Below are 26097 nucleotides of genomic sequence, written 5' to 3'. Positions count from 1 at the left end.
TCGGTTTCTTCCGGCGGGGAAAACAATTAAAGACGGCCTCGAACCAAGTTTGGCGCAGCGAGCTGCGCGCGAGATCGAGGATTGCGAATGACTGCGCGAACCAGCCTGACAGTGGTGCTTGCGGCCGGCGAGGGCACGCGGATGCGCTCGTCGCTGCCGAAGGTGCTGCACCCGGTGGCCGGGCAGACGCTGCTGGCGCATGTGCTCAATGCCGCCGCCTCCGGCGACGGATCGCAGCTCGCGGTCGTGATCGGACCGGACCATGAGGCGGTTGCCGCCGAAGCCCGCCGGGTGCGGCCCGACGCGCAGACCTTCGTGCAGCGCGAGCGGCTCGGCACCGCACATGCGGTGCTGGCCGCACGCGAGGCGATCGCCAGCGGCGCCGACGACCTGCTGGTCGCGTTCGGCGACACGCCGCTGATCTCGGCCGAGACCTTTGCGCGCATGCGTGCGCCGCTGCGCGAGGGTGCTGCGCTGGCGGTGCTCGGTTTCCGTGCCGCCGACCCGGCCGGCTACGGCCGTCTGGTGGTCGAGAACGGCAGACTGGTCGCGATCCGCGAGCAGGCCGACGCCAGCCCCGAGGAACGCAAGATCACGCTGTGCAATGCCGGCGTGATGGCGTTCGACGGCAAGACCGCGCTCGCGATCATCGAGAAGATCGGCAAGGCTAATGCCAAGGGCGAATTTTATCTGACCGATGCCGTGACCATCGTCAAGGAATTGGGACTGGAGGCCGTCGTGATCGAGACCAGCGAAGACGAAGTGCGCGGCATCAACACCAAGGCGCAGCTCGCCGAGGCCGAGGCTGTGATGCAGGCGCGGCTGCGCAAGCAGGCGCTCGAGGCCGGCGTGACCCTGATCGCGCCGGAGACCGTCTATCTCGCCGCCGACACCAAGTTCGGCAAGGACGTCGTGATCGAGCCGTTCGTGGTGATCGGCCCGGGCGTTGCGATCGACGACGGCGCCGTGATCCATGCTTTCTCGCACATTGTCGAGGCCAGCATCGGCAAGCAGGTGTCGGTCGGTCCCTATGCGCGGCTGCGGCCCGGCACCTCGCTCGGCGACGGCGCGCGGATCGGTAATTTCGTCGAGACGAAGGCTGCGACGCTCGAGGCCGGCGTCAAGGTCAACCATCTCTCCTATGTCGGCGACGCCCATGTCGGCGCCAATTCCAACCTCGGCGCCGGCACCATCACCTGCAACTATGACGGCTTCCTCAAGCACAGGACGCTGATCGGCGAGGGCGCCTTTGTCGGCACCAATTCGTCGCTGGTCGCGCCGGTGACGATCGGCAAGGGCGCCTATATCGGCTCCGGCTCGGTCATCACCAGGGACGTGCCCGACGATGCGATGGCCATCGAGCGCAGCGAACAGTCGATCCGCGACGGCGGCGCGGCGCGCTACCGCGCGGCGAAGCTGAAGGCGAAGGCAGCGAAGGGGAAGTAGTCTTCTCCTTTTGGCGTGATCGCGAACCTGCCGCCACACCAAGATGTCGTCCCTGCCTGGTGCGCACCAGGCAGGGACGACAAGGAGTATGCGGCGCAGTCAGCGGGACACGCGCTGAATTCTCGCGACATACTTCTTGCTCGTCGCGGCTGGTCAGGCCGCACGCGCAGACGCGCCATAAAGCAGATCGTTCAGCATCTGTCGTTCCTTCTCGATTCGTCGCGTGAGCAGCTCGCGCTCGTGGTCTGATTTCGCGGTATCGAGCAGGAATTGATAATGGCTGATGACCTTTTCGCTCCCACGTATGAGCAGACGCTGCAGCTCTGTCATGGCCGGCCCTCTCCTGACTGCCCGACAATTTGCTCGTTCGCCGGTGGATCAAGGACAAGAGGCGGTATGTCGGCCGCCAACACCTGCATCGCTGCCATCTCTTCAGTAAGACGTCGGTTGACGAAATCGCGTTCCAGGTCGGAAAGCTCGGTGCCGAGCAGCCGCCGATATCGGCCAACATTGTTGCGATGTGCGCGCAGCCGTTCGAGGCGCTCATCGATCTGTTCCGAAGTTCGCTGCCGATCTTTGTTGAACCTTGACCACCAGCGATCTTCAATCCTGTCGATGACTTGCTTCGGAAGCCTGATCTCGGTCATGGGCCGCTCCTATGCAGCAGCGACGCGGCGCTCGGTGGAGTGGAGCCGGGCCGGCCTGCCTCCTGGCGGTTCGCGCGGATCGTCAAGGGTGCGCAGCGCATCGAGGATATCGCCCACTGGAACGGGCGATCTGAGTTCTGGAGGCGCGCGCAGAGCAGGATTGGATGCGACGGCGCAGGCATCCGAAGCCCAGGATGCCAGAATGCTTCTCTTCGCCGCCACCGTCAGGCAGGGATCGCGCAGCACATCGCGCGGATGTTCGTATTGCCTGCCTCTGGGCTGGCGAAATGCAAGGACATTGTCGACAGTCGCGGTCGTCGGCCGCATGGGTGCCTCCATTCTTGAGACGAAGCCAGAGATGAGGAGCCGCGCCCCAGCGGAGCGCGGCTTTGCGGATCGTTAGGCTGCCACGCCTTCCAACTGGCGCGTCGCCTTGCTTGGAACTGCATTGATCGCAATTCGCCTCGGCTTCATGGCCTCCGGCACTTCACGGGCGAGCTCGATCCTGAGCAGGCCGTTATCGAACGACGCGCTCTTGACCTCGACGTGATCGGCCAGGCTGAACAGTCGTTTGAAGCGACGTGTCGAGATGCCCTGATAGATGTACTCACGCTCGGCCTTTTCGACCTTCGTGCCTTCGATGGTCAGAACGTTCTGCTCTGCCGTCACCGATATCTCGTCAGGGGCAAAGCCGGCGATCGCGAGCGCGATCTGGTACCGATCCTCGGCAAGCCGTTCGATATTATAGGGGGGATAATTGTCTTCGCCGGCACGTTGGACGGTCTCGGCGAGGTCAAAGAGCCGATCAAAGCCAATGGCTGACCGGAACAGGGGAGAGAAGTCGTATGTGCGCATAGCCAAATCCTCCATAGAGCAAGATGGATATGAATGGCACCGGACACGACCGGTGCCCGTCTCGCCTGGGCCCGACTGGCGCCCAGGTGCTGGCCCGCAAGGGCCTAGCGAGCAAAAAATTAGAAAACCGGTTTCGGAAGTCAAGAAGTGTCGTGAAAAAAAGTCGGCCTTGGCCGGTCGTGCGGGGAACGACTGCCGGACCTGCCGGCGGGGTGGTAGCCGCGGCCGGAGACGTGTCCGACACGTCGTGAGATAGCTCATCCGTCGGACGCATTGAGGCTGCCATCAGCGGCAGGCTCAGCATCCTCCACAAGCGATCATCTGCCAAGCACAGCCGCCAGCCGAGCCGGGGCGTTCGGGCGAATGGCCGGTTTTGCAGCTTGAATCACGGGGAGCGGGATTTCACCAAACCAAGAGCCAAGCCACGCTTGCGATCAGGGTCACAAAGGACACCGCCGCGGCGCAGACAAAGGCGATTTCCACTCCGTCGATATGGTGGTGGTTCGCCGGCATGTCGTCCCGTCCTAGATCGGGCCCCGTGGGCCTGATGACATCAGCCATTCCGTCAAATGAGCCGTGGTCTCATCGTGTCGCGCCTTCCTCAGCAATGCTTCTCGCTCTCGACTGGGCGGAAGCGCCTTAGCCCGTTTGCGCAGCGCTTTGGCTTCCTGGGCGAGGCGTTCTTCAAGGGGGAAAATCTGCTTAACCCGGCGTCGCCGCTTCATGGCTCTCCTCTCTCCAATGCTGACGTTCGCTGCCCCAAAACAGCAAAAATCCCGACGGAGAGAAAAGTTCCGATGCCGTTCGCGTCACAGATGGACGTCCGCGCCGGCTACGCGATCGGGATTGCCGACAGGCTCAGGCCGCGCTCTTCGCCCGTGCGGGCTCGTTGGCGCTTGGCTGGACCGGTCCAAGCAGGATGCGCTGCTGCATCTCGTCAAAGGCGAGATCGGCATTCTTCTCCCGCGTGACCAGCGACAGCAGGATCGCGACCGCAAAGGACAGCGGCATGCTGATGATCGCCGGATTGCGCAGCGACACGAACCACCATTGATGCTCGATCGCGGCCAGCGGCTTGCCGAGGATGTCGACCTGGATGGTCGGCGACAGATAGATCAGCACCAGCGAGCTCAGCGTGCCGACCAGGATGCTCGCGACCGCCGCAGGCGTCGTGAAACGGCGCCAGGTGATGGCGAGCACCAGCGAGGGGAAATTGGCGGCGCAGGCGACCGAGAACGCGAGCCCCGCCATGAAGGCGACATTCTGGCCTTCGAATGCGATGCCGAGAATGATGGCGAAGATCGAGATCATGACGGTCGCGATCCGCGCGACCTTGAGCTGCTCGGTCTCCGAGGCGCTGCCGTTGCGGATCACATTGGCCCAGACGTCGTGGCAAAGCGTGGCGACGCCCGACAGCGTCAGCCCGGCGACGACGGCGAGCATGGTCGCGAACGCGACCGCGCAGATGAAGCCGAAGAACGCATTGCCGCCGACGGCGAGTGCGAGCAGGGGGGCGGCCATGTTGCCGCCGCCTCCGGCCTTTGCCACCGCCTCGGGACCGACCAGCACCATCGCGCCGAAGCCGATGATGAAGACCATGAGGTGAAACACGCCGATCAGGCCGGTGGCATAGAGGATCGACAGCCGCGCGGCCTTGGCGTCCTTCACCGTGTAGGCCCGCATCAGCACGTGGGGCATCGCAGCGGTCCCGAACATCAGGCCGAGCCCGAGCGAGATCGCGTCCCACTGTCCCGAGACCACCTTCGATCCCGGCTGCAGGACCCTGCTGCCGTATTTCTCGGACGCCGCGGCGAACAGCTTCAGCGGGTTCATGTCAAAATGGGTCAGCACCAGGAAGGCGAGCAGGATGCCTCCGCCCATCAACAGCGCGGCCTTCACCACCTGCACCCAGGTCGTCGCCAGCATGCCGCCGAACAGCACATAGACCAGCATCACGCTGCCGACCACGGCGACCGACCAGGTATAGGGCAGGCCGAACAGCAGCTTGATCAGCGATCCCGTCGCGACCATCTGGGCGATCAGGTAGAACAGGATGACGGCGAGGGTGCCGACCGCGCCGGCGAGCCGCACCGGGCGCTGGCGCAGGCGATAGGCCACCACATCGGCAAAGGTGAAGCGGCCGACATTGCGCAATGGCTCCACGATCAGGAACAGGATGATCGGCCAGCCGACCAGCCACCCGATCGAATAGACCATGCCGTCGAAACCGTTCGAGGTGACGATGCCGGCAATCCCGAGCAGCGCGGCGGCGCTCAGGAAGTCCCCCGCGAGGGCCCAGCCGTTCTGCCATGCCGTGACCTGTCCGCCGGCGGCAAAGAAGTGCTCCGTGGTGCGCGTGCGCCGCGCAGCCCAATAGGTGATCGCCAGCGTCAATGCCATGAAGGCGAAGAAGAACCCGATCGAAAGTGTGCTGCTGCCCATCTGCTCTGCCTCTTCAGCGAAGGTTGCGGATGCCGGCGTCGAACACCCGGTTCGCCCACAGCACGTAGATCAGACAGAGCACGAAGGATGAGATGATGACGAGCGGGCCGAGCAGGATGCAAAGCGACAGCCCGGGCGCCAGGATGGTGCCGAGCAGCGGCTTGTCGAACGCGAACAGCGCCATGAAGCCGAAATAGATCACGATCATCGCAGCGCTCAGGATGAGCGCGACGGTCAACCGTCGCTTGGCAAGTCGCTTGGCAAGTGCAACGCCGTTCGGCGTCGGCTTGGCATTGCCCGGACTCATCGCGTTCATATCGGCCCCCATCAAACCTTCAGCGCGCAACGCCTTGCGCCAATCGGGCAAGCTTCAGCCGGGCCCCGATGGAAGGGAATTATGGATTTTTGCAATCTGCTGTGCGCGGCTGCGGCACGGCGTCCGCCAGCGAGACCTGCATGTCGGGGTCCTGCTTCAGGGTATTCTTCAGGAACGCGCGGACGGCGCGGATGCGCGGGGCAAATTGCAGGTCGCTGTGCACATTGAGCCAGACCTCGCGAGCGGTGCTGGCGAGGGCTGGCAGAACGGGGATGAGGTCGGGCCGGTTATTGGTGGCAAAGCTCGGCAGCATCACGATGCCGAGGCCGCCCGCTGCCGCATTCATCTGCGCGATCATGCTGTTGGAGTGGAAGGCGACCTTCGGCTCCTCGATGACGTCGGCGAGCCAGCGCACCGAGTCGACCTGGACCAGATCCTCGATATAGGACACGAACCAATGATCCCCGAGGTCGCGCAGGCTTGCCGGCATGCCGTGACGGTCGAGATAGTCCTGGCTCGCGAACAGCCCGAGCCGGAACTTGCCGATGCGCTCCGAGATCAGGCCCGGACCGGGCGGCCGGAAGAACGACACGAACAGGTCGGCTTCGCGCTTGTGGACGTAGACCGTCTGGGCTGACGTGACGAGCTCGACGGAGAGTTGCGGCGCGCTGCGGCGCAGCTTGGCGAAGCGTTGCGCCAGGTAGAGCGAGGCGATGCCCTCCATGGTCGCGAGCCGCACCGTCCCGGCGAGCTCCTGGGTGTCGCTGGCGCTGGCTTCCTCGCGAATGGCGATGACAGCGCTCTCGACCCGCTCGGCATGCCGCAGCAGCCGCTCGCCGACGTCGTTGAGCTTGAGGCCGGTGCGGTGACGTTCGAACACCGCAATCCCGAGCGAGGCTTCCATCTGGGCGATGCGCCGGCTGACGGTGGAATGGTCCAGCCGCAGCCGCTTGGCTGTCTGGCTCAAATTGCCGGCGCGGGCGGCGCAGAGAAACACCCGCAAATCGTCCCAGTTGATCGTATCGAACATGACCTGCCTCCGGATTGCGGCCCCTCGTCAGTCAGCAAAGCAATTCCCGTTCCAGCGCCCGGCGGCTCCGATCCTTCGCAACCGGCCTTGCGACAATTCCCATGCATGCCGCCAAGGCCGGGATGATACCGCTTCGCTCCCCTCATCCTAGCCGGGATTTTCACGATGCTCCCTCGTTTCAAGGCTGCTGCCGTCCACGCCGCGCCCGTCTTCCTCGACAGCCGGGCCACCACCGAGAAGGCGATCGCCATCATCCGCGAGGCGGCCAGGGCCGGCGCCGAGCTGATCGCGTTTCCCGAAACCTACATTCCCGCCTTTCCGGTCTGGGCCGCGCTGTGGCCTCCGATCGACAACCACGACCTGTTCGTGCGCATGGCCGAGCAATCCGTGCTGGCGGACGGACCTGAAGTCGCGCAGCTGTGCGCCGAGGCGCGCGCCCTCGGCGTCACGGTCTCGATCGGCATCAGCGAGCGCTCGGCCGTCAGCGTCGGCGGGCTGTGGAATTCGAACCTGTTGATCGGCGAGACCGGCGACATCCTGGTCCATCATCGCAAGCTGGTTCCGACCTTCTATGAGAAACTGGTGTGGTCGTCGGGCGACGGCGCGGGCCTTCAGGTCGCCGAGACGCGGCAGGGCCGGATCGGCGGGTTGATCTGCGGCGAGAATACCAATCCGCTGGCGCGCTTCGCGCTTATGGCGCAGGGCGAACAGGTGCACATCTCGAGCTGGCCGCCGATGTGGCCGACCCGGCGTCCGGCCGGCGGCGGCAATTTCGACAATGTCGCCGCCAACCGCATCCGCGCCAGCGCCCACTGCTTCGAAGCCAAGGTGTTCGGGATCGTGACCGCCGGCTACATGGACGCGGCGATGCGCAGCTTCCTCATCGAACGCGACAGCAGCATCGCCGACGTGATCGACCGGACGCCGCGCGCCGCGAGCTTCTTCGTCGATCCGACCGGGGTCGTGTTCGGCGATGAATTGCAGGACCAGGAGGGCATCGCTTACGCGGAGATCGATCTCAATCGTTGCGTCGAGCCGAAGCAGTTTCACGATGTGGTCGGCTATTACAACCGCTTCGACATCTTCGGCTTGACGGTCGACCGCAGCCGGCTGACCCCGGCACGATTTCGCGATGAGCCCATCGCGGAAGCGCAAGACGAGGCAATCCCGCCCGACGATGCCGACACCGGATCGAACGGGCAGGGGCGCGAACTCATCAGGCTCCAGAGCGGTCGCATGTTTCGCGCCTGACACCGGTTCGAGCGTCTGCGCAAATGCCGGTCGCCTGCGAAACACTCCTGTGAACCACTCCTGTTGCCAACGCGGGAATGTCTGATTACGCTCGACGAGTAAGCCTCAAGCGCTCGTTCGACCGGCCGGACGTTCATGCCCAAATTCCTTCGCATCGGAGTCCATCAATCGAACGTGTCCGGATACACGTCGAAGGCCTGGTGCATTCGACGGACCGGATCGACGGTGTTCCTGAAGTGGGGCGCGGTGGAGGTTCACGGCGCCGGAGCCGGGCGAAAGGTCTACTGGACGTTTCCGCCGCAGGAAAAAACCATTCGCTGCCGCACGGTGCCGCGTGCCCAGGACTACACCAAGGCCGCCATCGCGCGGCGGCGCAGCCATCGCTATGAGCCTCTGACCGGAAACATCGCGAACCGGCGCCTGACCATCGATCGGGACTCACAACTCAAACAGGCGCTCGCCACGATCCTCTATGTCGACATCGTCCGATCCACCGAAAAGGCCGCGCGGCTCGGCGACACGCGCTGGGCGACGGTGATGAATCACTACTACGTCGCGGTGCGCAGGGAGCTGAAGGCCATGCGGGGCAAGGAAGTCGTGACGACGGGAGACGGTCTGCTGGCGACGTTCCGCGCGCCGGCGGCCGGGATCCGTTGCGCGACCGCAATCCGCGACGCCGTGCGCACGCTCGGGCTCGAGATCAGGGTCGGGCTGCATGCGGGCGAATACAAGGTGAGCGGGGCGGAGGTGATCGGTCTTGCGTTTCACATCGGCGCGCGTGTCGCAGCGAAGGCGCGGGCCGGCGAGGTGCTGGTCTCGAGCGCGGTCAGGGATCTGATGGCGAAGTCCGAAGTCCGCTTCAAGGACCGCGGCGCGCACCAGCTCAAGGGTGTGCCGGAGCGCTGGCGGCTCTATCTGGTCGAGCATTGAGGCAACCACTCGTCATTCCGGGGCGCGCCTCTTGGCGCGAGCCCCGGAACGACGACGGAGAGAGGTTGGCTACTTTGCGCCGACTGGCTTCCACACTCCAAAGGCGCTCCTCAGGTAAAGGCGACCTCGATCCTGTTGTCGGCCTTGCCCGTGATCCGGCAGGCCCGCGACAGCGCGTCGGCGGCGATGGCGAGCTTGAACTGATCGGGGATGCCGGACGTGGACAGCACCTCGATGGTCGCCGTCTGGCGCGACAGTCCACGCACCGTACAGTCGATGGTGGAATGGCCGGCATTGAAGCTGATCGTACCGGCCTTGAACACGCGCCGCGCGGTCGGCGCAATCGACGGCGCACGATCCACCCAGGCCAGCGCCTGGTTGCGGCCGCCCTGTTTGGCGCCGTACATCGCAAGATCGGCGTTGCGCAGCATGTCGTCGAAGCAATTGCCTGGCGACAGGGCCGCGCCGCCGAGGCTGCAGGTGACGCGGATCGTGCCGGCCGGCGTCTCGATCCGGGTCGCGGCGACGGCGGCGCGCACCTTCTCGAGCACGCCCATCGCCTGGTCGAGCCCGGTGTGCGGCAACAGGATGCCGAACTCCTCGCCGCCGAGCCGGCCGATCGTGTCGGAGCCGCGCAGCGCACAACGCGCAGCGTCCGCGACCGCCGCCAGCACCATGTCGCCGACGGCATGGCCGTAGGTATCGTTGACCGATTTGAAGTGATCGACATCGAGCACGGCACAGGCAAGCGGACTGAGATGCCGCCCGGCCAGCGCGGTCAGCCGTTCGCCTTCGCCGCGGAAGGCACGCCGCGACGAGCAGCCGGTGAGGCCATCCTGCATCGACAGGTTACGCAGCATCAGTTCGTCGACGGCAATGGCCGCAAGATCGCACAGCATGCTGATGGCGTCGGCATCGAAGTCGCGCGGGCTGGTATCCATCGCGCACAATGTCCCGACCACCGCGCCTGAAATCTTGAGCTGCGCGCCGGCATAGAAACGGATATGGGGCTTGCCGTGCACGAAGACGTTGTCGGCGAGGCGCGGGTCGCGCAGCGTGTCCGCAATGACGAGGGGGTGGTCCTGCGCGATCGCGATGTTGCAGAGCGCCGGTCCGCGTGCGGTCTCGCGATCCTGCATGCCCTCAGAGGCCTTGAACCACTGCCGATGGCCGTCGATCAGCGTCAGCGTCGACATCGGTACGCGAAAGATCTTCCGGCATAATCCGGTCAACCGGTCGAAGGCAAGCTCGCGCGGCGTGTCGAGGATGTCGAGTTCCGCGAGCACGTCCAGTCGCGGCGTCTCACGATCGTGCGTGGTTTGCATCAGGGTACCTCCGGCGGCGGCACCCTCTCCGAAAGGCATTAACGAGGCGTTGACGCGGCTTGCAGCGTTTGCCGGCGGTGGTTGTACCGCTCTTAGGCGGCGGTGCTGCAAAACACGCCATGCGCAAACATGCCGCGACCATTCCGACTGGAATCTTTTGCGGTCTGGTGACTCACTTCAGCGCCCGCGCGGCTCGACCAATGGACAGAGACCGGACAGCTGGTAAGGCTGTTCCGGAAGGCGTACGACGGCTCAAGCCGGGCTGCCGACGAGAGCGCCTGCCGACGCACTCTTGCCAAAATGGTTAGCCCCGATTAACCAGCCTTTCGCATCGAGGCGGCCGTTTAAGATTGTCGCAATCGGCAATAATTATTGAGTATCGCGCGGCCGGCGATTCCCGTTAAGGGACCGTGTCGCCGCTTCGGCAAATTTTCGGCGATTTTGGGGACATTGAACCGCATGTGCGGCATCGTCGGCATTCTTGGACGCGCTCCGGTCGCGGAGCAATTGGTGGATTCGCTCAAGCGGCTCGAATATCGCGGCTATGATTCCGCTGGTGTCGCCACGCTGGAGAACGGCGGCCTGGCGCGGCGCCGCGCCGAGGGCAAGCTGAAAAATCTCGAGGCCCGGCTGGAAGCCAAGCCGCTCGGCGGCCATACCGGCATCGGCCACACCCGCTGGGCCACCCATGGCCGGCCGACCGAGAACAACGCGCATCCGCACGCCACCGAACGCGTCGCCGTGGTGCATAACGGCATCATCGAGAATTTCCGCGAGCTGCGCGACCATCTCGAAGCCAAGGGCGCGGTGTTCTCGACGGAGACCGACACCGAGGTCGTGGTGCATCTGGTCGACGATCTGCTCAAGGGCGGCGTCGCGCCGGTCGAGGCGGTGAGGGCGGTGCTGTCGCAGCTGCGTGGCGCGTTCGCCCTCGGCTTCATCTTCGCCGGCCATGACGATCTGATGATCGGCGCCCGCAACGGCCCGCCGCTCGCGATCGGCCATGGCGACGGCGAGATGTATCTCGGCTCGGATGCAATTGCGCTCGGGCCGTTCACCGACACGATCAGCTATCTCGAGGACGGCGACTGGGTGGTCTTGAACCGCAAGGGCGCCACCATCTTCGACAAGGACAACGCCATCGTCCACCGCGAGGCGATCAAGCACACCACCGCGACGGCGCTAGTCGACAAGGCGAACTACCGCCACTTCATGGCCAAGGAGATCCACGAGCAGCCGGAAGTGGTCGGGCACACGCTGGCCCGCTATGTCGACATGGCGACCGAGCGCGTCACCATGCCGGTCAAGCTGCCGTTCGACTTCAAGGATATCCAGCGCGTCTCGATCACGGCCTGCGGCACCGCGAGCTATGCCGGTTTCGTCGCGAAATACTGGCTGGAGAGGCTGGCGCGGCTGCCGGTCGAGCTCGATGTCGCCTCCGAATTCCGGTACCGCGAAGCGCCGCTGCGCAAGGGTGACCTCGCGATCTTCATCTCGCAGTCCGGCGAAACCGCCGACACGCTGGCGGCGCTGCGCTACGCCAAGTCGCAGGGCGCGCACACGCTCTCGGTCGTCAACGTGCCGACCTCGACGATCGCGCGCGAGAGCGAGACCGTGCTGCAGACGCTCGCCGGTCCCGAGATCGGCGTCGCTTCGACCAAGGCGTTCACCTGCCAGCTGATGGTGCTGGCCTCGCTCGCGGTTGCCGCCGGCAAGGCGCGCGGCGAGCTGTCCGATGCCGACGAGGCCAAGCTGGTGCATGGCCTGGTCGAAATTCCGCGGCTGATGTCGGAAGCGCTCACCACCGAGCTGCAGATCGAGAAACTGGCGCGCGAGATCGCGAAGTCGCGCGACGTGCTCTATCTCGGCCGCGGCACCAGCTATCCGCTGGCGCTGGAAGGCGCGCTGAAGCTGAAGGAAATTTCCTACATTCATGCCGAGGGCTATGCCGCCGGCGAGCTCAAGCACGGGCCGATCGCGCTGATCGACGAGCACATGCCGGTCGTGGTGATCGCACCCCACGACAAGGTGTTCGAGAAGACCGTTTCCAACATGCAGGAGGTCGCCGCCCGTGGCGGCAAGATCATCCTGATGACCGACGCCAAGGGCGCCGCGGAGGCCACCATCCAGTCGCTGGTGACGATCGTGATGCCGGACATGGGGGCGACCTTCGCGCCCATGGTCTACGCCGTCCCGGTGCAGCTGCTCGCCTATCATACCGCCGTGGTGATGGGCACCGACGTCGATCAGCCCCGGAATCTGGCCAAATCAGTCACGGTCGAATAGTCGCAAGCGGGGCCGCTACGCGGCCCTTCAAAAATGCGCCGGAATGGCTTAGCTGGGTGGTGGACTACGGCCGCTTCGACGACCCTGGAACCGCAATGACTTCCAACCAAGTGCCTCCCGCCTCGACGGGTGAATTGGCCCCGGATGCCCCCCGCGGGCTGATGGCGCGTTTTCGCACCTATTTCCTGACCGGCCTTGTGGTGGCCGGGCCGGTCGCGATCACCCTGTATTTGACCTGGTGGTTCGTGAACTGGGTCGACAATCTGGTCCGCCCGTTCGTGCCGACGGCCTACCGGCCGGAAACCTATCTGCCGTTCGGGCTGCCCGGTTCCGGCCTGATCGTCGCGGTCATCGCGCTGACGCTGCTCGGCTTCCTCACCGCCAATCTGATCGGCCGCACCCTGGTTGATCTGGGCGAGCGGCTGCTCGGCCGGATCCCTGCGGTGCGCGCGATCTATCGCGGCCTGAAGCAGGTGTTCGAGACGCTGTTCTCGGGCAACGGCTCGAGCTTCCGCCGCGTCGGCCTGGTCGAGTTTCCTTCGCCCGGCATGTGGTCGATCGTGCTGATCTCGCAGGCGCCGAACGCCGAGCTCGCGGCCAGCCTGCCCGGCGAGGAGGAGCATATCTCGGTGTTCCTGCCCTGCGCGCCGAACCCGACCACCGGCTTCTTCTTCTACGTGCCGAAGAGCAAGATCATCGAGATCGAGATGAGCACCGAGGATGCCGCGACGCTGATCATGTCGGCCGGCGTGGTGCAGCCCGGCTCCACCGACCAGAAGCGCGCCGCGGCACTCGCCGGCATGGCCAATGCCGCGCGCATTGCCAACCAGGGTACGGCCAACCAGGCCTCGCTGCAGCCGGCGGCGCCGGCCAAAGTCGAGGGTTAGCATGAATCCGGGAACGAAAACTCTGCTGGAGCGCGTCGAGTCCTGGCCGATCGAAGACCAGGAAGAGCTTGCCGAGTTTGCGCGTGAAATCGAATCGCGTCGTACGGGCGTCTATCGGTTGTCCGACGACGAACGAGCCGCAATTCGCTCAGGATTGGAAGAATCGCGTCAGGGCGATTTTGCCACTGAGAAAGAGATCGAAGACTTTTATGAGTTGCATCGCCGCGCATGAAGGTTCGCTTTAGTCGGACCGCACAGCGTGATCTCGACCGGATCCACGCCTACATCAGCCAAGATAGCCCTGCAGTCGCGTCTCGCTTCGTCGTTCGGCTGATTGATCGCGCGCGGGAACTTGCCGATCATCCGCTCTCGGGCCGGGTGACTGACGAGCCGGGTGTCAGAGTTATTGTGGTGCCCCGACTGCGGTATCTGATCTTTTATACGGTCGCTGTGGACGAGATTCATATTACTCACATCAGGCATACGTCGCGCCGCCGTCCTCCGCGTTGGGGGCGTTGACCTAACATCGCTACCCCGCGCCGATCAGCGGCACGGCCTCATCGCGTTCGTAGAGGTAGAGCAGAACGCGCAGCGCTTCGCCGCGGTCGCCCTTCAGCTTCGGATTGTCCTTCATGATCCGCAGCGCCTCGTCACGGGCCTGGGTGATGAGCTGGCCGTGCACCTCGGAACGCGCGATGCGGTAGCCGGGCAGGCCGCTCTGGCGGATGCCGAGCACGTCGCCTTCGCCGCGCAGCTTGAGGTCTTCTTCCGCGATCCGGAATCCGTCGGTGGTCTCGCGGATCACCTTGAGCCGCGCCTTCGACATCTCGCCCAGCGGCTCTTTGTAGAGCAGCAGGCAGGTCGACGCTTCCGAGCCGCGGCCGATGCGGCCGCGCAGCTGATGCAGCTGCGCCAAACCAAAGCGCTCGGCGTTCTCGATCACCATGATGGTCGCCGCCGGCACGTCGACACCGACCTCGACCACCGTGGTCGCGACCAGCAGCCCGATCTCGTGCGCGGCGAACTGCGCCATCACGCGATCCTTTTCAGTGCCCTTCATCTGGCCGTGCACCAGGCCGACGCGATCGCCGAACCGCTGCTGCAGGCTCTCGAAACGCTCGGTCGCGTTGGTCAGATGCTCGGTGCCTTCGGCCTCGGACTCGTCGACGAGCGGGCAGATCCAGTAGACCAGCTTGCCGGCGCCGAGCGCGCGGCCGACGCCATCCATGACGTCCTCGATCCGGCTCATCGACACGGTACGGGTCTCGATCGGCTGGCGTCCGGCCGGCTTCTCACGCAACTCCGAAACGTCCATGTCGCCGAAATAGGTCAGCACCAGCGTGCGCGGGATCGGCGTCGCGCTCAGCACCAGCACGTCGACGGCCTCGCCCTTGGAGGTCAGCGCAAGGCGTTCGCGCACGCCGAAGCGATGTTGCTCGTCGACCACCGCAAGCGCCAGGGCCTTGTAGATCACGTCGTCCTGGATCAGCGCATGGGTGCCGACCAGGAGGTCGATCTCGCCGGCCTCGAGCCGCGCCAGCAGCTCGCGGCGCTCCTTGCCTTTCTCGCGGCCGGTGAGGATCGCAACCCGCATCCCGGCGCTCTCCGCGAGCGGCGCGATGGTCTTGATGTGCTGGCGCGCCAGGATTTCGGTCGGCGCCATCAGCGCGGACTGCTTGCCGGCCTCAGCGACGGCGGCGGCGGCCAGCAGCGCCACCACGGTCTTGCCGGAACCGACGTCGCCCTGCACAAGGCGCAGCATCCGCACCGGCTGTTGCAGGTCCGCGATGATCGCCGCGACCGCCTCCTGCTGCGACCTGGTCAGCGCATAGGGCAGGGCGTCGATGATCTTCCGGCGCAAATGCCCGTCGCCGGCGTTGCGCACCCCCGCCGGGCGGCGCAGCGTGGCGCGGATCAAAGCGAGCGCGAGCTGGCCGGCGAGCAACTCGTCGAACGCCAGGCGCGACCAGAACGGGCCGTCGGGCAGGATGTCGGTCAGCTCGACCGGAACATGGACGCGGGTCAGCGCCTCCCGGATCGGCGGGAAGTTGCAACGGTGCAGCACCTCGGGGCTGATCCATTCCGGCAGCTCCGGCAGCTCCGGCAGCTTGGTCAGCGCCTGCGCGATGGCGCGGCGGAGCGAGCCGATCGCAAGCCCCTCGGTCAGCGGATAGACCGGATCGATGCCGGAGAGCTTTGCAAAGCCGGCCTCGTCGACGACGCGGTCGGGATGCACGATCTGCGGGATGCCGTCATACATCTGAAGCGTGCCGGAGACGTAGCGCTTCTCGCCGACCGGCAAGAGCTTCTCGACATAGCCGGGCTGGGCGCGGAAGAAGGTCAAGACCACGTCACCGGTATCGTCGCTGGCATAGACCAGATAGGGCGCGCGCGAGTTGCGTGGTGGCGGCGGGCGATGGCGGTCGACGGTGACTTCCAGCGTCACCATGGTTCCGACCACGGCATCGCGGATCTTCGGCCGCGTCCGGCGATCGATCACGCTCGCCGGCAAATGGAGCAACAGGTCGACCAGCCGCGGCGTCTCGCTGCGGTCGAGCAGATAGCGCAACAGCTTCTCCTGCTTCGGGCCGACACCCGAAAGCGTCGTGACCGGGGCGAACAGCGGATTGAGCAGGGTTGGGCGCATCGGCGTCCTTTACACACGACTCACGTCATGCGCGCAAGGAAGCCCAAAAGACGGCGAATGAGGGCTGACATCGGGCACCGCCGTCGCTATATCAAGCCCGCCCGGCACGTCCGGGCTTTTGGCGTTCGAATGGATTTGGGACATGACGGGATCGACACGATCGAGCCACGGGCTCGATGACCGCCGCAAGCGGCTTTTGTTTCGCTGCTGGCACCGCGGCACCCGGGAAATGGACCTGATCCTCGGCCGGTTTGCCGATGCCGAGATCGCCGGCCTGTCCGATCAGGAACTCGGCGAGCTCGAGCATCTGATCGAGGTGCCGGATCCCGACCTCTATGCCGCGCTGACCGGTGACAAGCTGCTGCCTTCAGAATACGCCACCGCGCTGTTTGCCCGCATCAAGGCGTTCCGGATCGCGGATCCCAGCGCATGAAGCAGCCGATGAAATCACCGGCCGCGATGCTCGCGCCCGGCCGGGTGCTGACCATCGCCAACGTCGCCGAGGGCGCCGAGGGGCTCGTGATCTCCGACCTGGCGCGTGCCATCGCCGCGCAGCCGAAGCGGTCGGCGGTCAGCCTTGCCGTGGTATGCCGCGATGGCGCGCGGATGCAGCAGCTCGCCCGCGCGCTGGAGTTCTTCGCGCCCGACATCGCCGTGATGCAGGTTCCGGCCTGGGACTGCCAGCCCTATGACCGCGTCTCGCCGCATTCCGGCATCCTGGCGCAGCGCCTGACTGCGCTGGCCAAGCTGTCGCGGCTGGTCGGCAGTGACAAGCCGCTGATCGTGCTCACGACTGTGAACGCCGCCGTGCAGCGCGTGCCGGCGCGCGACCAGGTTGCCGCGCAGGCGCTGTCGGTTGCGCCCGGCAATGTGGTGCCGATGGACTCGGTCGTCGCATGGCTCGAGCACAATGGCTACACCCGATCGTCCACGGTGCGCGAGCCCGGCGAATACGCCGTCCGCGGCGGTATCCTCGATCTGTTTCCGGCCGGCCTCGAGCAGCCGGTGCGCTTCGACTTCTTCGGCGACTCGCTGGAATCGATCCGCACCTTCGATTCCGAGACCCAGCGCACGCATCTGGACATGCGCGGCCTCGATCTGGTGCCGGTCTCGGAGTTCCAGCTGACGACCGAGACCATCCGCCGCTTCCGCATGGGCTATGTCGCGGCCTTCGGCGCGCCCGAGCGCGACGACCAGCTCTATGAGGCGGTCTCGGAGGGACGGCGCCATCCCGGCATGGAGCACTGGCTGCCGCTGTTCCAGGAGCGGATGGACACACTGTTCGACTATCTCGACGGCGCGACGATTGCGATCGAGCCGCAGGGCGAGGACGCCGCGCGCGAACGGTTCACGCAGATTGCGGATTACTACGACGCGCGGCGCGAGGCGCTGGAGCATCCCGGCAGCGGCGCGATCTACAAGCCGTTGCCGCCGGACAAGCTCTATCTGACCGAGGCCGAATGGAGCAGGCTTCTCGGCGAGGCGCCGCTGGCGCGGCTGACGCCGTTCGCGGTGCCCGAGGGCTCGCCCGATGTGTTCGATGCCGGCGCGCGGCAGGGCCGCAATTTCGCGCCGGAGCGCGCCGACAGCAACATCAACGTGTTCGAGTCCGTGGTCGGCCACATCGGCGCGCTGCAATCGCAACGCAAGAAGGTCGTCGTCGCGCTGTGGAGCGAGGGCTCGCGCGACCGCATGGGCGCGATGCTGCGCGACCACAAGCTGCTCAACATCACGAGCGTCAACACCTGGCGGATCGTCCAGGCGACGCCGCGCAACGAGACCATGCTGGCCGTGCTCGGCATGGAATCCGGTTTCGAGACCGACGAATACGCCGTCATCAGCGAGCAGGACATTCTCGGCGACCGCCTGGTGCGGCCGCGCAAGGCGAGCCGCAAGCTCGACAATTTCATCTCGGAGGTGACGAGCCTGGCGACCGGCGATCTCGTCGTGCATGTCGAGCACGGTATCGGCCGTTTCGTGGGCCTGCAGACGCTGGAAGTCTCCGGTGCGCCGCATGACTGCCTCGAGCTGCACTATGCGGCGGAGACAAAACTGTTCCTGCCGGTCGAGAACATCGAGCTGCTGTCGCGCTACGGCTCCGACAGCGCCAATGTCGAGCTCGATCGTCTGGGTGGCGGCGGCTGGCAAGCGCGCAAGGCCAAGCTCAAGAACCGCATCCGCGAGATCGCGGGCGAGCTGATCAAGATCGCCGCCGAGCGGCAGCTGCACGAGGCGCCGAAATTCCCGCTGCAGCCGCACGTCTATGACGAGTTCTGCGCGCGCTTCCCTTATGACGAGACCGAGGACCAGCTCGGGGCGATCAATTCGACCTTGAAGGATCTCGAGATCGGCCGTCCGATGGACCGGCTGATCTGCGGCGACGTCGGCTTCGGCAAGACCGAGGTGGCGCTGCGCGCGGCGTTCGCCGTGGCGCTCGAAGGCCGACAGGTTGCGGTCGTGGTGCCGACCACGCTGCTGGCGCGGCAGCATTCGCGGACCTTCACCGAGCGCTTCAAAGGCTTCCCGGTCAATGTCGCGCAGGCCTCGCGGCTGGTCTCGACCAAGGAGTTGAACCAGGTCAAAAAGGGACTCGCCGATGGCAGCGTCGACATCGTCGTCGGCACCCACGCGCTGCTCGGCAAGGCGATCAAGTTCAAGGACCTCGGCCTCTTGATCGTCGACGAGGAGCAGCACTTTGGCGTCAGCCACAAGGAGCGGCTGAAGCAGCTCCGCGCCCAGGTCCACGTGCTGACGCTATCGGCGACCCCGATCCCGCGCACGCTGCAGCTGGCGCTGACCGGCGTCCGCGAACTTTCGATCATCGCCTCGCCGCCGGTCGATCGCCTCGCGGTGCGCACCTTCGTCGCGCCGCACGATCCGCTGATGATCCGCGAAGCGCTGCTGCGCGAGCGCTACCGCGGCGGGCAGGCGTTCTACGTCGTGCCGCGGATCGAGGACCTCGCCGGCGTCAAGGACTTCCTCGACAAGAACGTGCCGGAGATGAAGGTCGCGGTTGCCCACGGCCAGATGCCGCCGACCGTGATCGAGGACATCATGTCCGCGTTCTACGACGGCAAATACGACATCCTGCTGTCGACCACGATCGTCGAGTCCGGCCTCGACATCCCGAACGCCAACACGCTGATCGTGCACCGCGCCGACATGTTCGGCCTCGCTCAGCTCTATCAGCTGCGCGGCCGCGTCGGCCGCTCCAAGCTGCGCGCCTATGCGCTGTTCACGCTGCCGGCGCAGCAGAAGATCACGGCGCAGGCGGAGCGGCGGTTGAAAGTACTGCAATCGCTGGAGACGCTCGGCGCCGGCTTCCAGCTCGCCTCGCACGACCTCGACATCCGCGGCGCCGGCAATCTACTCGGCGAAGAGCAGTCCGGCCACATCAAGGAAGTCGGCTTCGAGCTGTACCAGTCGATGCTCGAGGAGGCGATCGTCAACCTCAAGGCCGGCGTCGCCGAGCCCGCTGCCGACCGCTGGTCGCCGCAGATCACGATCGGCATGCCGGTGCTGATCCCCGAGGACTATGTCAACGACCTCAGCGTGCGGCTGTCGCTGTATCGCCGGCTCGCCGATCTCGACACCGATGAGGACATCGACGCCTTCGCCGCCGAGATGCGCGACCGCTTCGGCGTGCTGCCCGACGAAGTCCGTTATCTGTTCAAGGTCGCCGCGATCAAGGCCTATTGCCGCCGGGCCAATGTCGGCAAGGTCGACGCCGGCCCGAAGGGCGCCGTGATCGCATTCCGCGACAACAGCTTTGCGCATCCGGAGCGGCTGGTGACGTTCATCCGCCAGCACGGCCAGGCCGCCAAGGTGCGGCCCGACATGAAGGTGGTGTTCTTCCAGGAGTGGGACACTCCGGAAGAGCGGCTCGCCGGCACCACGGAGATCCTGCGCCAGCTCGCCAATCTCGCGGAAAGCAAGAAGGCGGCGTGAGGGCAATTGTGGATTTCATAGACACGGCCTTGTCAGCGAAGGTCGACTCAACAAGTCTAAGTGCCCCCTAGAACACTCGTCTCAGGGTCAACTAGGGTTTGCCGCCATCGGCACCCTTCTGTGATCCGGCCTGGCAGGGCTGGAGGTTGCCACAGCGCGCTCCCGCGTAAGCCGAGGGAGTGAGCCTGCGGGCAGTATGTCCCGCGCAACAGAAAGGACTTGGCCATGATCAGACATGGCGAAGGTCCAAAGGACGTGTTTGTCAGTTCGTATGGGCGTTGGCGTGAAGGGCGCTACGAACGCGTGTGCAGTTCACATCGCGCATCGTGGCACCGGATGAGCCTACGGTCATCGCCTGATCAACTCGACTTTGGCTTTTGACGACGGGAAATATCGGTTTCGCCGTCATCCGCCGATGGCGGCATCTTCTGGCCGCGTTGAGCTTTGGCCAAGGTTCTTCAGTGTTGCGTTGAATGCGTCTTCGGGATCGGTGGCCTCTGCTTCGCGGGCCGCGTCTCGGAACATTGCAACCTAGGACTTCTCTTCCGCCATGACTGACGACCATCGAACGCTTCAAATCAACAAGATCGATGCTGCCCAGAGACAGCTACAGACCGCTATCAGGATGTGGTTTTACGATATCGATCCCGTCTCAACTCACGCCCTCGCGTTTGCGGCTTACGAAGTCATCCACGCCGTTAGCAAGGCTCGCAATCCCGACCGAGAGGATTTGCTATTCGATTCCAAAAGTATCAAGCCGGGGGAGAGAAGCAAATTCATCCGCTATTTCAAGGAACCGGCCAATTTCTTCAAGCACGCTGACCGAGACCCTGACGATTCTTTCGCCTTCACGCCGGGCTTAACTCAAATCCTGATTTTCTATGCGGTCCACGGCGTGGAGCTGTGCGGTGAAAAGATCGCCGCCGAGTTGTTAGCCTTTCAGTATTGGCTCCAGATTGCCAATCCCCAAATCCTGTCGGAGCAAGCCCGCAAAGTGCTCATGGAGAGCGGCATGATCGAACATTTTGACCATCTTAAGCGGCTTTCGAAGCATGAGTTTTTCGAGATGTGGATTCATGTCACGCAAGGGCGCCGAGCGAGCTAGTGAGCCCTGCCGTCCGGCTTCCTCTTCCTGAGGTCCCTGATGTGAGACAGCTATCTCCACGTCATTGCGAGGAGCGATAGCGACGAAGCAATCTATCGTTCCGCGGGCGCAGAGAGATGGATTGCTTCGCTTCGCTCGAAATGACGATGCGGGTAATTTGTGGTCGCAACGCTACGACGCCGCGCGCTCCGGTGTCCCGAACAAGCGTCCCAGCAGCGACTGGGCGGAATCACCCGGCATCAGCGTTGCGACGCTGACGGCGGGCTCGGCCCTGATGTCGCGGCGGCCGTTCTGGGTGTGGCGCATCACGCTGGCCAGGCGCCGCGTGATCGCCTGGGCGTTGCGCTGGTCGGTGCCGGCGAAGGCCACGACGAGCGACCGGTCGTCATATACCGCGCCGAAGTCGGCCTGGCGCATCAGCCGGCTGATGATCCGCGCGCCGTCGAATTGCGCGCGCGGCTGCGTGGTGTCGAAGGTGAAGCGGGCCACCGAGAGCGCGCCGCCGCGCTCGGAGGTCTGGTAGACGGCGGTTGCGAAGTCGCGCTCGAAGGCGGCCTTGGTGAGCAGGCCGGTGCGCGGATCGAGCAGGCCCTTGGCGTCGATCGCCTTGAGCATGCGGCCGAGCCGCGCCTCGAAGGCATGCTGGCGGATCATCGGCAGCGCCATGTCGGCGACGCGGGTCGGACCGGCCGTGACGATCTCGAGATTGGGCAATTCGTAGCGCGGCGTCAGCTCGCCCGAGGCGACGATCACCGGCAACGGGCGGAAGCGGACGTCCTCGGTCAGCACGGTCAGGAACGCATCCATCACGCGCGGCGTGAAGCCTTCGGCCAGTACGATGCCGTCGATGTCGCGGCTACTGAGATGCTTGGCGGCGGCCTCGATGCTGAGCGCACCGACCACGCCGGCGCGTTCGCCGAGCGCGACCGACAGCGTCGGGTAGGCGCCACCGCGGCCGATCAACAGCGCAGTGGCTTCGCCGATGGGATCGATATCGGACATCGCGATCGGGGCCGGCGGCACCAGGCGGCGCATCACGGTCGCATGCAGCGCGCGAACCCGTAAGGACGCGTTGAGCCGGGCGACCAGGCGGTCCGGCAGTCCCTTCTTCTGAAAGAACGCGATCACGGTGTCGGGCAGGGTGGTCGCCGGATCGATCGCGATCAGCGGCAGATAGGGCGCGCGGGCGGCAGCGCGCTTGGCCAGCCCGGTCAGCGTGACGAAGTCGACGCCCTCGGCAGCCGCGATGATCGCCGCCGGTTTGACCTGCTCGATGGCCCGTCCGACCTCGTTCCAGTCGGTGACCACGACCGGGAACAGCTTCGTCTCATCGAGGGCGGCGGCGAACGGCGGCTTTGCCGACGCCGATACGATGAGGACCGGACCTTGTTGAGACATTCGAACGCTCGAAACCAATGCTCAGGAACAGCAACGGCTGCGATGCTAGTGGGCATGGCTTAATGCGGCGTCAACACAATGCTAAGACTAACGCAATGATAAGATTTTAACTCATTCCGGCGCCGTTGCGGTCGCGAAAAGCCTCGACCATCAATGGGTTAAGCCCAAGTTCTGTGAGGGCGTCGCGGGCCCGCGCATTGTCCTGGGCGCGTCCGGCCAGCCGGTGGCCGCTGAGTCGGTCCGGCAATGCCGTCAGCAGCGCGCCCTGGCCGAGGCGGCGCGACCATTCCTGCAGCTCCTGGGCATGGAAACGGTAGCCGCCGACGGTCATCACCCCCGACGGCGGTGCGGTGATGTTGATGGCGCCGGTCACGCGATCGACCCGCGCGGCATATTCGGTGTCGACGTAATCGCGCGGCGGCTGCGCGATCAGGGTGTCGGCCGGCGGAGGCGGCGGCGCGTAGGCCGCGACCGGCACCATCGGGCCGCGCAGGCCGAGCGTGCCCTTCGGCGTCAGCAGGATCTCGCCGGCGATCGATGCGCCGGGCGCTTCACGCGGCGCGCTGTGCGGACCCGGCTTGATCGCGGCCGGCGCGCCGTCCTCGGCGTTGCGGCGGGCGCCGAACAGCCCGGCCTCGCCGAACAGGTAGACGTCGGTCATGCTCACCCGCCGCGAGGTCCAGTGCGCGCTGGAGGCAACCTGCTCCGGCGTGCGCCAGAGGCCGATCACGTTGCGCAGGCTTGGCAGGTGCTCCGACAGGCCGCGCTCGTCGAGCCGCAGCGCGAGTTGCGCCGGCGCGATCAGCGTGTCGCAGGCGTGGTCGTTGAACTGGGTCTCGAACGCGTCCTCGTCGAACGGATGATGCATGACGAGCGTGCCGCCCGACAGCAGCCAGGTCACGAGCGTCGAGCAGATGCCGGCAAACGACATCGGCGCCAACGCCGCCATGATGGTCGCGCCCTGCGCCAGATCGCTCTCCAGCGACATCGCGAGCCCGCCGGCGATCAGGCCGAAATGCGCCCGCGGCACCGGACGAAAGCCGTCACTGGTGACGTCGAAGGAGATCAGCGCCGGCTTGCGGCCGTCCTGGATCATCGGGCGCGAGGTCCTGGAGTCCCGCAGGATCGCCTCGTCAAGCGAGGCCATGCCTTCGGGCAGGTCAGTGCCGAAGCCACAGACGTGACGGATCGAGAACGCCTCGGCCGCGGCGTTCATCGCGATGTCGGCATAGGAGACGCCGTCGATCTTGCCGCAGGTGACGATCGCCCGCGCCGCGGTGCGGTTGAGCACCGACGTCAGCTCGGCCTGCCGCCACAGCAGCGGCAGCGGCACCACCACCAGACCGACGCGATGGGCGGCCAGGACCGTCAATGCGAACTCGATCGTGCTCGGCAGCTGAACGGCGATCACCGTATTGGCCGGCAATCCGTTCTCGACGAAGTGGGCCGCGATCGCCGAGATCGCACGGTCGGCCTGGGCATAGGTCAGGCGCTTGCGGGTCTGGCCGGTGACACGCTGCTTGTTGAGCGGATCGACAAGCGCCAGCGCATCGGGTTGCCGCGCCAAGGTGCGCTTGAACAGCGTATCGAGCGTTGGCGAGGTGATCGACTGGTTCACAGGTTCAACGTCGGTTGCATCGCTTCGATCGGACCGGGTCATGCCGCGTCGCCTGGTCGATCATCGGGATTGCGCGCCGGGTTTCTGCCACCAGGTCTCCGGCAGGTAGCCCGTCAGCGCATTGGTCGAAGGCCGTTCTATCCGATTCCAGCGCGCGTTCCATTGCTCTCCCGCGTTAAATAGGGGGATAGCGTAGCAGCCCGACATCAAGGCCCGGTCCAGCGCACGCACCGCCGAGACGAAGGCGGGCTGCTCCCGCGCCGCCAGCAGTGCCGCGATCATGGCATCGATCGCCGGATCCTTGGCGCCCATGTAATTCCGGGTGCCCGGAACGTCGGCGGCCTGGCTGCCCCAGTAGAACCACTGCTCGTTGCCGGGCGACAGCGACTGGTCCCAGCGGATCGGGACCATGTCGTAGTCATAGGCGACGCGGCGCTGCTCGAACTGCACCGCGTCGACCACGCGTACCGCGGCGTCGATGCCGGCCCGCTTCAGGTCGCGCTGATAGGCCAGCGCGATCCGCTCATGCTCGCGGGTCGTGACCATGATCTCGAAGCGCAGCGGCGTCCCGGTCGATCGCTGCTTCAACACCGTGCCGTCGAGCGCATAGCCGGCGTCCGCTAGGAGCTTGAGCGCATCGCGCAGCACGCTGCGGTCGCGCCCCGAGCCGTCGGTGACGGGAAGGTGGTAGCGGCCCTCGAGGATGTCGGGGGCGATGTGCGCGAGGTACGGCTTGAGCAGCTCGCGCTCGCGCTCGTCGGCGGGGCGGCCATAGGCGGATAATTCCGAACCGGCGAAATAGCCGCCGGCGCGCGAATACAGTTCGAAATAGTAGTTGCGGTTGATCCATTCGAAATCGAACAGCATCAGCAGCGCCTGGCGGACCCTGATGTCGGCAAATTTCGGCCGCCTGGTGTTGAACACCAGATATTCTGATGGTGCCGGCGTGCCGATCTTGACGGGATCGCGGATCACGTCGCCGCTCTTGATCGCCGGGAAGTCATAGCCCTCGTGCCAGCGCAGCGGCTCGGGCTCGGTCCTGAAGTCGTACAGGCCGCGCTTGAACGCCTCGAACTGGCCGTTGGCGTCGCGGTAGTAATCGAGCCTGATCTCGTCGAAATTCCACAGGCCTCGGTTCACCGGCAGATCGCGCCCCCAGTAATCGGGATTGCGGGTGAAGCTCACGCTGGCGCCGGGCTTGACCTCCGCAACGCGGTAGGGACCGGAGCCGATCGGCGGCGCCAACGTGGTCTCCTCGAATTTGGCGACGTCGGTGGCATGGCGCGGCAGGATCGGCATCAGGCCAAGAATCAGCGGTAATTCGCGGTCCGCGACGCCGCCGAAATCGAACCGCACCGTCAGCGGGTCGAGCACTTCGGTCTTTGCGACTTTCGAATAATACTGGTGATGCAGCGGACGGCCGTGATCGCGCAGCAGTTCGAGCGAGAACACCACGTCGTCGGCCGTGACCGCGTGCCCGTCGGAGAAGCGCGCGCGGGGATCGATATGGAATGTCACATAGCTTCTGGCGTCGTCGGTCTCGACGCTGCGGGCGAGCAGGCCGTACAGCGTGAACGGCTCGTCATTGTTCCGCGCCATCAGGCTTTCGTAGACATAGCCGCGCTCATAGGCGTAGCCCCTGAGCTGCTGCACGGCGAGACCCCTGACGATCAGGGGATTGAGGCTGTCGAACGTGCCCTCCCGGGGGCTCAGCACCAGGCGGCCGCCCTTGGGCGCATCCGGATCGGCATAGGGCAGGTGGGTGAAGTCGGCCGGCAGCGCGGGCGCGCCATGCATCGCGAGGGCATAGCTCTCGGCCGCCGCCGCGGGGCCGAGCCAGCTCAGCAGACCCAGGACGAGTGCCGGAACAAACGCCAAGCCGAATGCCAAGCCGAATGCCAAGCCGAACGTCAAGCCGCGCCGGACAACGCGCCCGGGAACAGGTGTGTGAGGTGCGGGATTTGAT

At 65.4% G+C, this 26097-nt stretch carries 22 protein-coding genes; 10 read left to right on the top strand and 12 right to left on the bottom strand.

The annotated features are described in order from the left end of the window. Positions 1-87: 87 nt before the first annotated feature. A complete protein-coding gene (gene glmU, locus ACVINW_RS31310) occupies positions 88-1446 on the top strand; it encodes a bifunctional UDP-N-acetylglucosamine diphosphorylase/glucosamine-1-phosphate N-acetyltransferase GlmU (RefSeq protein ID WP_456754833.1) in 1359 nt (452 codons plus the stop codon). Positions 1447-1599: 153 nt separating this feature from the next. Here glmU and ACVINW_RS31305 read toward each other — a convergent pair whose 3' ends face one another. The 7 genes from ACVINW_RS31305 to ACVINW_RS31275 all read right to left on the bottom strand — a co-directional run bounded on the left by ACVINW_RS31305 (position 1600) and on the right by ACVINW_RS31275 (position 6736). Further along, a complete protein-coding gene (locus ACVINW_RS31305; RefSeq protein WP_456754832.1) occupies positions 1600-1776 on the bottom strand; it encodes a hypothetical protein in 177 nt (58 codons plus the stop codon). Next, a complete protein-coding gene (locus ACVINW_RS31300; RefSeq protein WP_456754831.1) occupies positions 1773-2093 on the bottom strand; it encodes a hypothetical protein in 321 nt (106 codons plus the stop codon). The genes ACVINW_RS31305 and ACVINW_RS31300 overlap by 4 nt, the downstream gene beginning before the upstream one ends. Positions 2094-2102: 9 nt before the next feature. Beyond that, positions 2103-2420, bottom strand: coding sequence for a hypothetical protein (locus ACVINW_RS31295; protein ID WP_456754830.1), 318 nt, complete (start codon positions 2418-2420; stop codon positions 2103-2105). A 72-nt stretch (positions 2421-2492) separates the two neighbouring features. Beyond that, on the bottom strand, positions 2493-2948 hold the full coding sequence (locus tag ACVINW_RS31290; protein WP_456754829.1) for an Hsp20 family protein: 456 nt from the start codon (positions 2946-2948) through the stop codon (positions 2493-2495). An 858-nt stretch (positions 2949-3806) separates the two neighbouring features. Continuing rightward, positions 3807-5390: a solute symporter family protein gene (locus ACVINW_RS31285; RefSeq protein WP_456754828.1), complete on the bottom strand. Its 1584-nt coding sequence runs from the start codon at positions 5388-5390 to the stop codon at positions 3807-3809. Positions 5391-5403: 13 nt separating this feature from the next. After that, entirely contained in the window at positions 5404-5706 is a 303-nt protein-coding gene (locus ACVINW_RS31280; RefSeq protein WP_456754827.1) for a DUF485 domain-containing protein, read from the bottom strand. Between the two features lie 79 nt (positions 5707-5785). Then, positions 5786-6736: a LysR family transcriptional regulator gene (locus ACVINW_RS31275; RefSeq protein ID WP_456754826.1), complete on the bottom strand. Its 951-nt coding sequence runs from the start codon at positions 6734-6736 to the stop codon at positions 5786-5788. Between the two features lie 165 nt (positions 6737-6901). On the opposite strand from ACVINW_RS31275, the gene ACVINW_RS31270 reads away from it, so the two are divergent. Together ACVINW_RS31270 and ACVINW_RS31265 are read left to right on the top strand one after the other, a co-directional pair. Next, positions 6902-7987 (top strand): carbon-nitrogen hydrolase family protein, encoded by a 1086-nt coding sequence (locus tag ACVINW_RS31270; RefSeq protein WP_456754825.1) that lies wholly within the window; start codon positions 6902-6904, stop codon positions 7985-7987. Between the two features lie 135 nt (positions 7988-8122). Continuing rightward, the gene (locus ACVINW_RS31265; RefSeq protein ID WP_456754824.1) at positions 8123-8917 is read left to right on the top strand and encodes an adenylate/guanylate cyclase domain-containing protein; all 795 of its coding nucleotides are present in this window, start codon (positions 8123-8125) and stop codon (positions 8915-8917) included. A gap of 110 nt (positions 8918-9027) precedes the next feature. Here the strand turns inward: ACVINW_RS31265 and ACVINW_RS31260 are convergent, their stop codons facing one another. Next, positions 9028-10242, bottom strand: coding sequence for a sensor domain-containing diguanylate cyclase (locus ACVINW_RS31260; RefSeq protein WP_456754823.1), 1215 nt, complete (start codon positions 10240-10242; stop codon positions 9028-9030). Positions 10243-10701: 459 nt separating this feature from the next. Between ACVINW_RS31260 and glmS the strand changes: the two genes are divergently transcribed. The 4 genes from glmS to ACVINW_RS31240 all read left to right on the top strand — a co-directional run bounded on the left by glmS (position 10702) and on the right by ACVINW_RS31240 (position 13934). Beyond that, positions 10702-12528 carry a glutamine--fructose-6-phosphate transaminase (isomerizing) gene (glmS, locus tag ACVINW_RS31255; RefSeq protein WP_456754822.1) on the top strand — a complete coding sequence of 609 codons (1827 nt, stop codon included), beginning with the start codon at positions 10702-10704 and terminating at the stop codon, positions 12526-12528. Positions 12529-12623: 95 nt separating this feature from the next. Further along, positions 12624-13415 (top strand): DUF502 domain-containing protein, encoded by a 792-nt coding sequence (locus ACVINW_RS31250; RefSeq protein WP_456754821.1) that lies wholly within the window; start codon positions 12624-12626, stop codon positions 13413-13415. A gap of 1 nt (position 13416) precedes the next feature. Continuing rightward, on the top strand, positions 13417-13647 hold the full coding sequence (locus ACVINW_RS31245; RefSeq protein ID WP_456754820.1) for a hypothetical protein: 231 nt from the start codon (positions 13417-13419) through the stop codon (positions 13645-13647). After that, on the top strand, positions 13644-13934 hold the full coding sequence (locus ACVINW_RS31240; protein WP_456754819.1) for a type II toxin-antitoxin system RelE/ParE family toxin: 291 nt from the start codon (positions 13644-13646) through the stop codon (positions 13932-13934). Before ACVINW_RS31245 ends, ACVINW_RS31240 begins: the two co-directional genes overlap by 4 nt. A gap of 10 nt (positions 13935-13944) precedes the next feature. Here the strand turns inward: ACVINW_RS31240 and recG are convergent, their stop codons facing one another. After that, positions 13945-16062 carry an ATP-dependent DNA helicase RecG gene (gene recG, locus ACVINW_RS31235; RefSeq protein ID WP_456754818.1) on the bottom strand — a complete coding sequence of 706 codons (2118 nt, stop codon included), beginning with the start codon at positions 16060-16062 and terminating at the stop codon, positions 13945-13947. A 142-nt stretch (positions 16063-16204) separates the two neighbouring features. Here recG and ACVINW_RS31230 point away from each other — a divergent pair, with 142 nt between their 5' ends. The 3 genes from ACVINW_RS31230 (at position 16205) to ACVINW_RS31220 (ending at position 21115) form a co-directional block, all read left to right on the top strand. After that, positions 16205-16495 carry an FAD assembly factor SdhE gene (locus ACVINW_RS31230; protein ID WP_456754817.1) on the top strand — a complete coding sequence of 97 codons (291 nt, stop codon included), beginning with the start codon at positions 16205-16207 and terminating at the stop codon, positions 16493-16495. Beyond that, positions 16492-20010 carry a transcription-repair coupling factor gene (gene mfd / locus ACVINW_RS31225; protein WP_456754816.1) on the top strand — a complete coding sequence of 1173 codons (3519 nt, stop codon included), beginning with the start codon at positions 16492-16494 and terminating at the stop codon, positions 20008-20010. The genes ACVINW_RS31230 and mfd overlap by 4 nt, the downstream gene beginning before the upstream one ends. A 550-nt stretch (positions 20011-20560) precedes the next feature. Continuing rightward, entirely contained in the window at positions 20561-21115 is a 555-nt protein-coding gene (locus tag ACVINW_RS31220) for a hypothetical protein (protein WP_456754815.1), read from the top strand. 171 nt (positions 21116-21286) lie between these two features. Here the strand turns inward: ACVINW_RS31220 and ACVINW_RS31215 are convergent, their stop codons facing one another. The 3 genes from ACVINW_RS31215 to ACVINW_RS31205 all read right to left on the bottom strand — a co-directional run bounded on the left by ACVINW_RS31215 (position 21287) and on the right by ACVINW_RS31205 (position 25928). Continuing rightward, positions 21287-22513, bottom strand: coding sequence for a GGDEF domain-containing protein (locus tag ACVINW_RS31215; protein ID WP_456754814.1), 1227 nt, complete (start codon positions 22511-22513; stop codon positions 21287-21289). Between the two features lie 106 nt (positions 22514-22619). After that, positions 22620-24173: an AMP-binding protein gene (locus tag ACVINW_RS31210; protein ID WP_456754813.1), complete on the bottom strand. Its 1554-nt coding sequence runs from the start codon at positions 24171-24173 to the stop codon at positions 22620-22622. 18 nt (positions 24174-24191) lie between these two features. Next, positions 24192-25928 carry an extracellular solute-binding protein gene (locus ACVINW_RS31205; RefSeq protein WP_456756542.1) on the bottom strand — a complete coding sequence of 579 codons (1737 nt, stop codon included), beginning with the start codon at positions 25926-25928 and terminating at the stop codon, positions 24192-24194. Between the last annotated feature and the right edge of the window lie 169 nt (positions 25929-26097).

It is taken from the genome of Bradyrhizobium sp. USDA 4461 (genome assembly GCF_054055655.1).
Note: the sequence above shows the minus strand (reverse complement) of the source record. Positions and strands in the feature narration are given on the sequence as shown.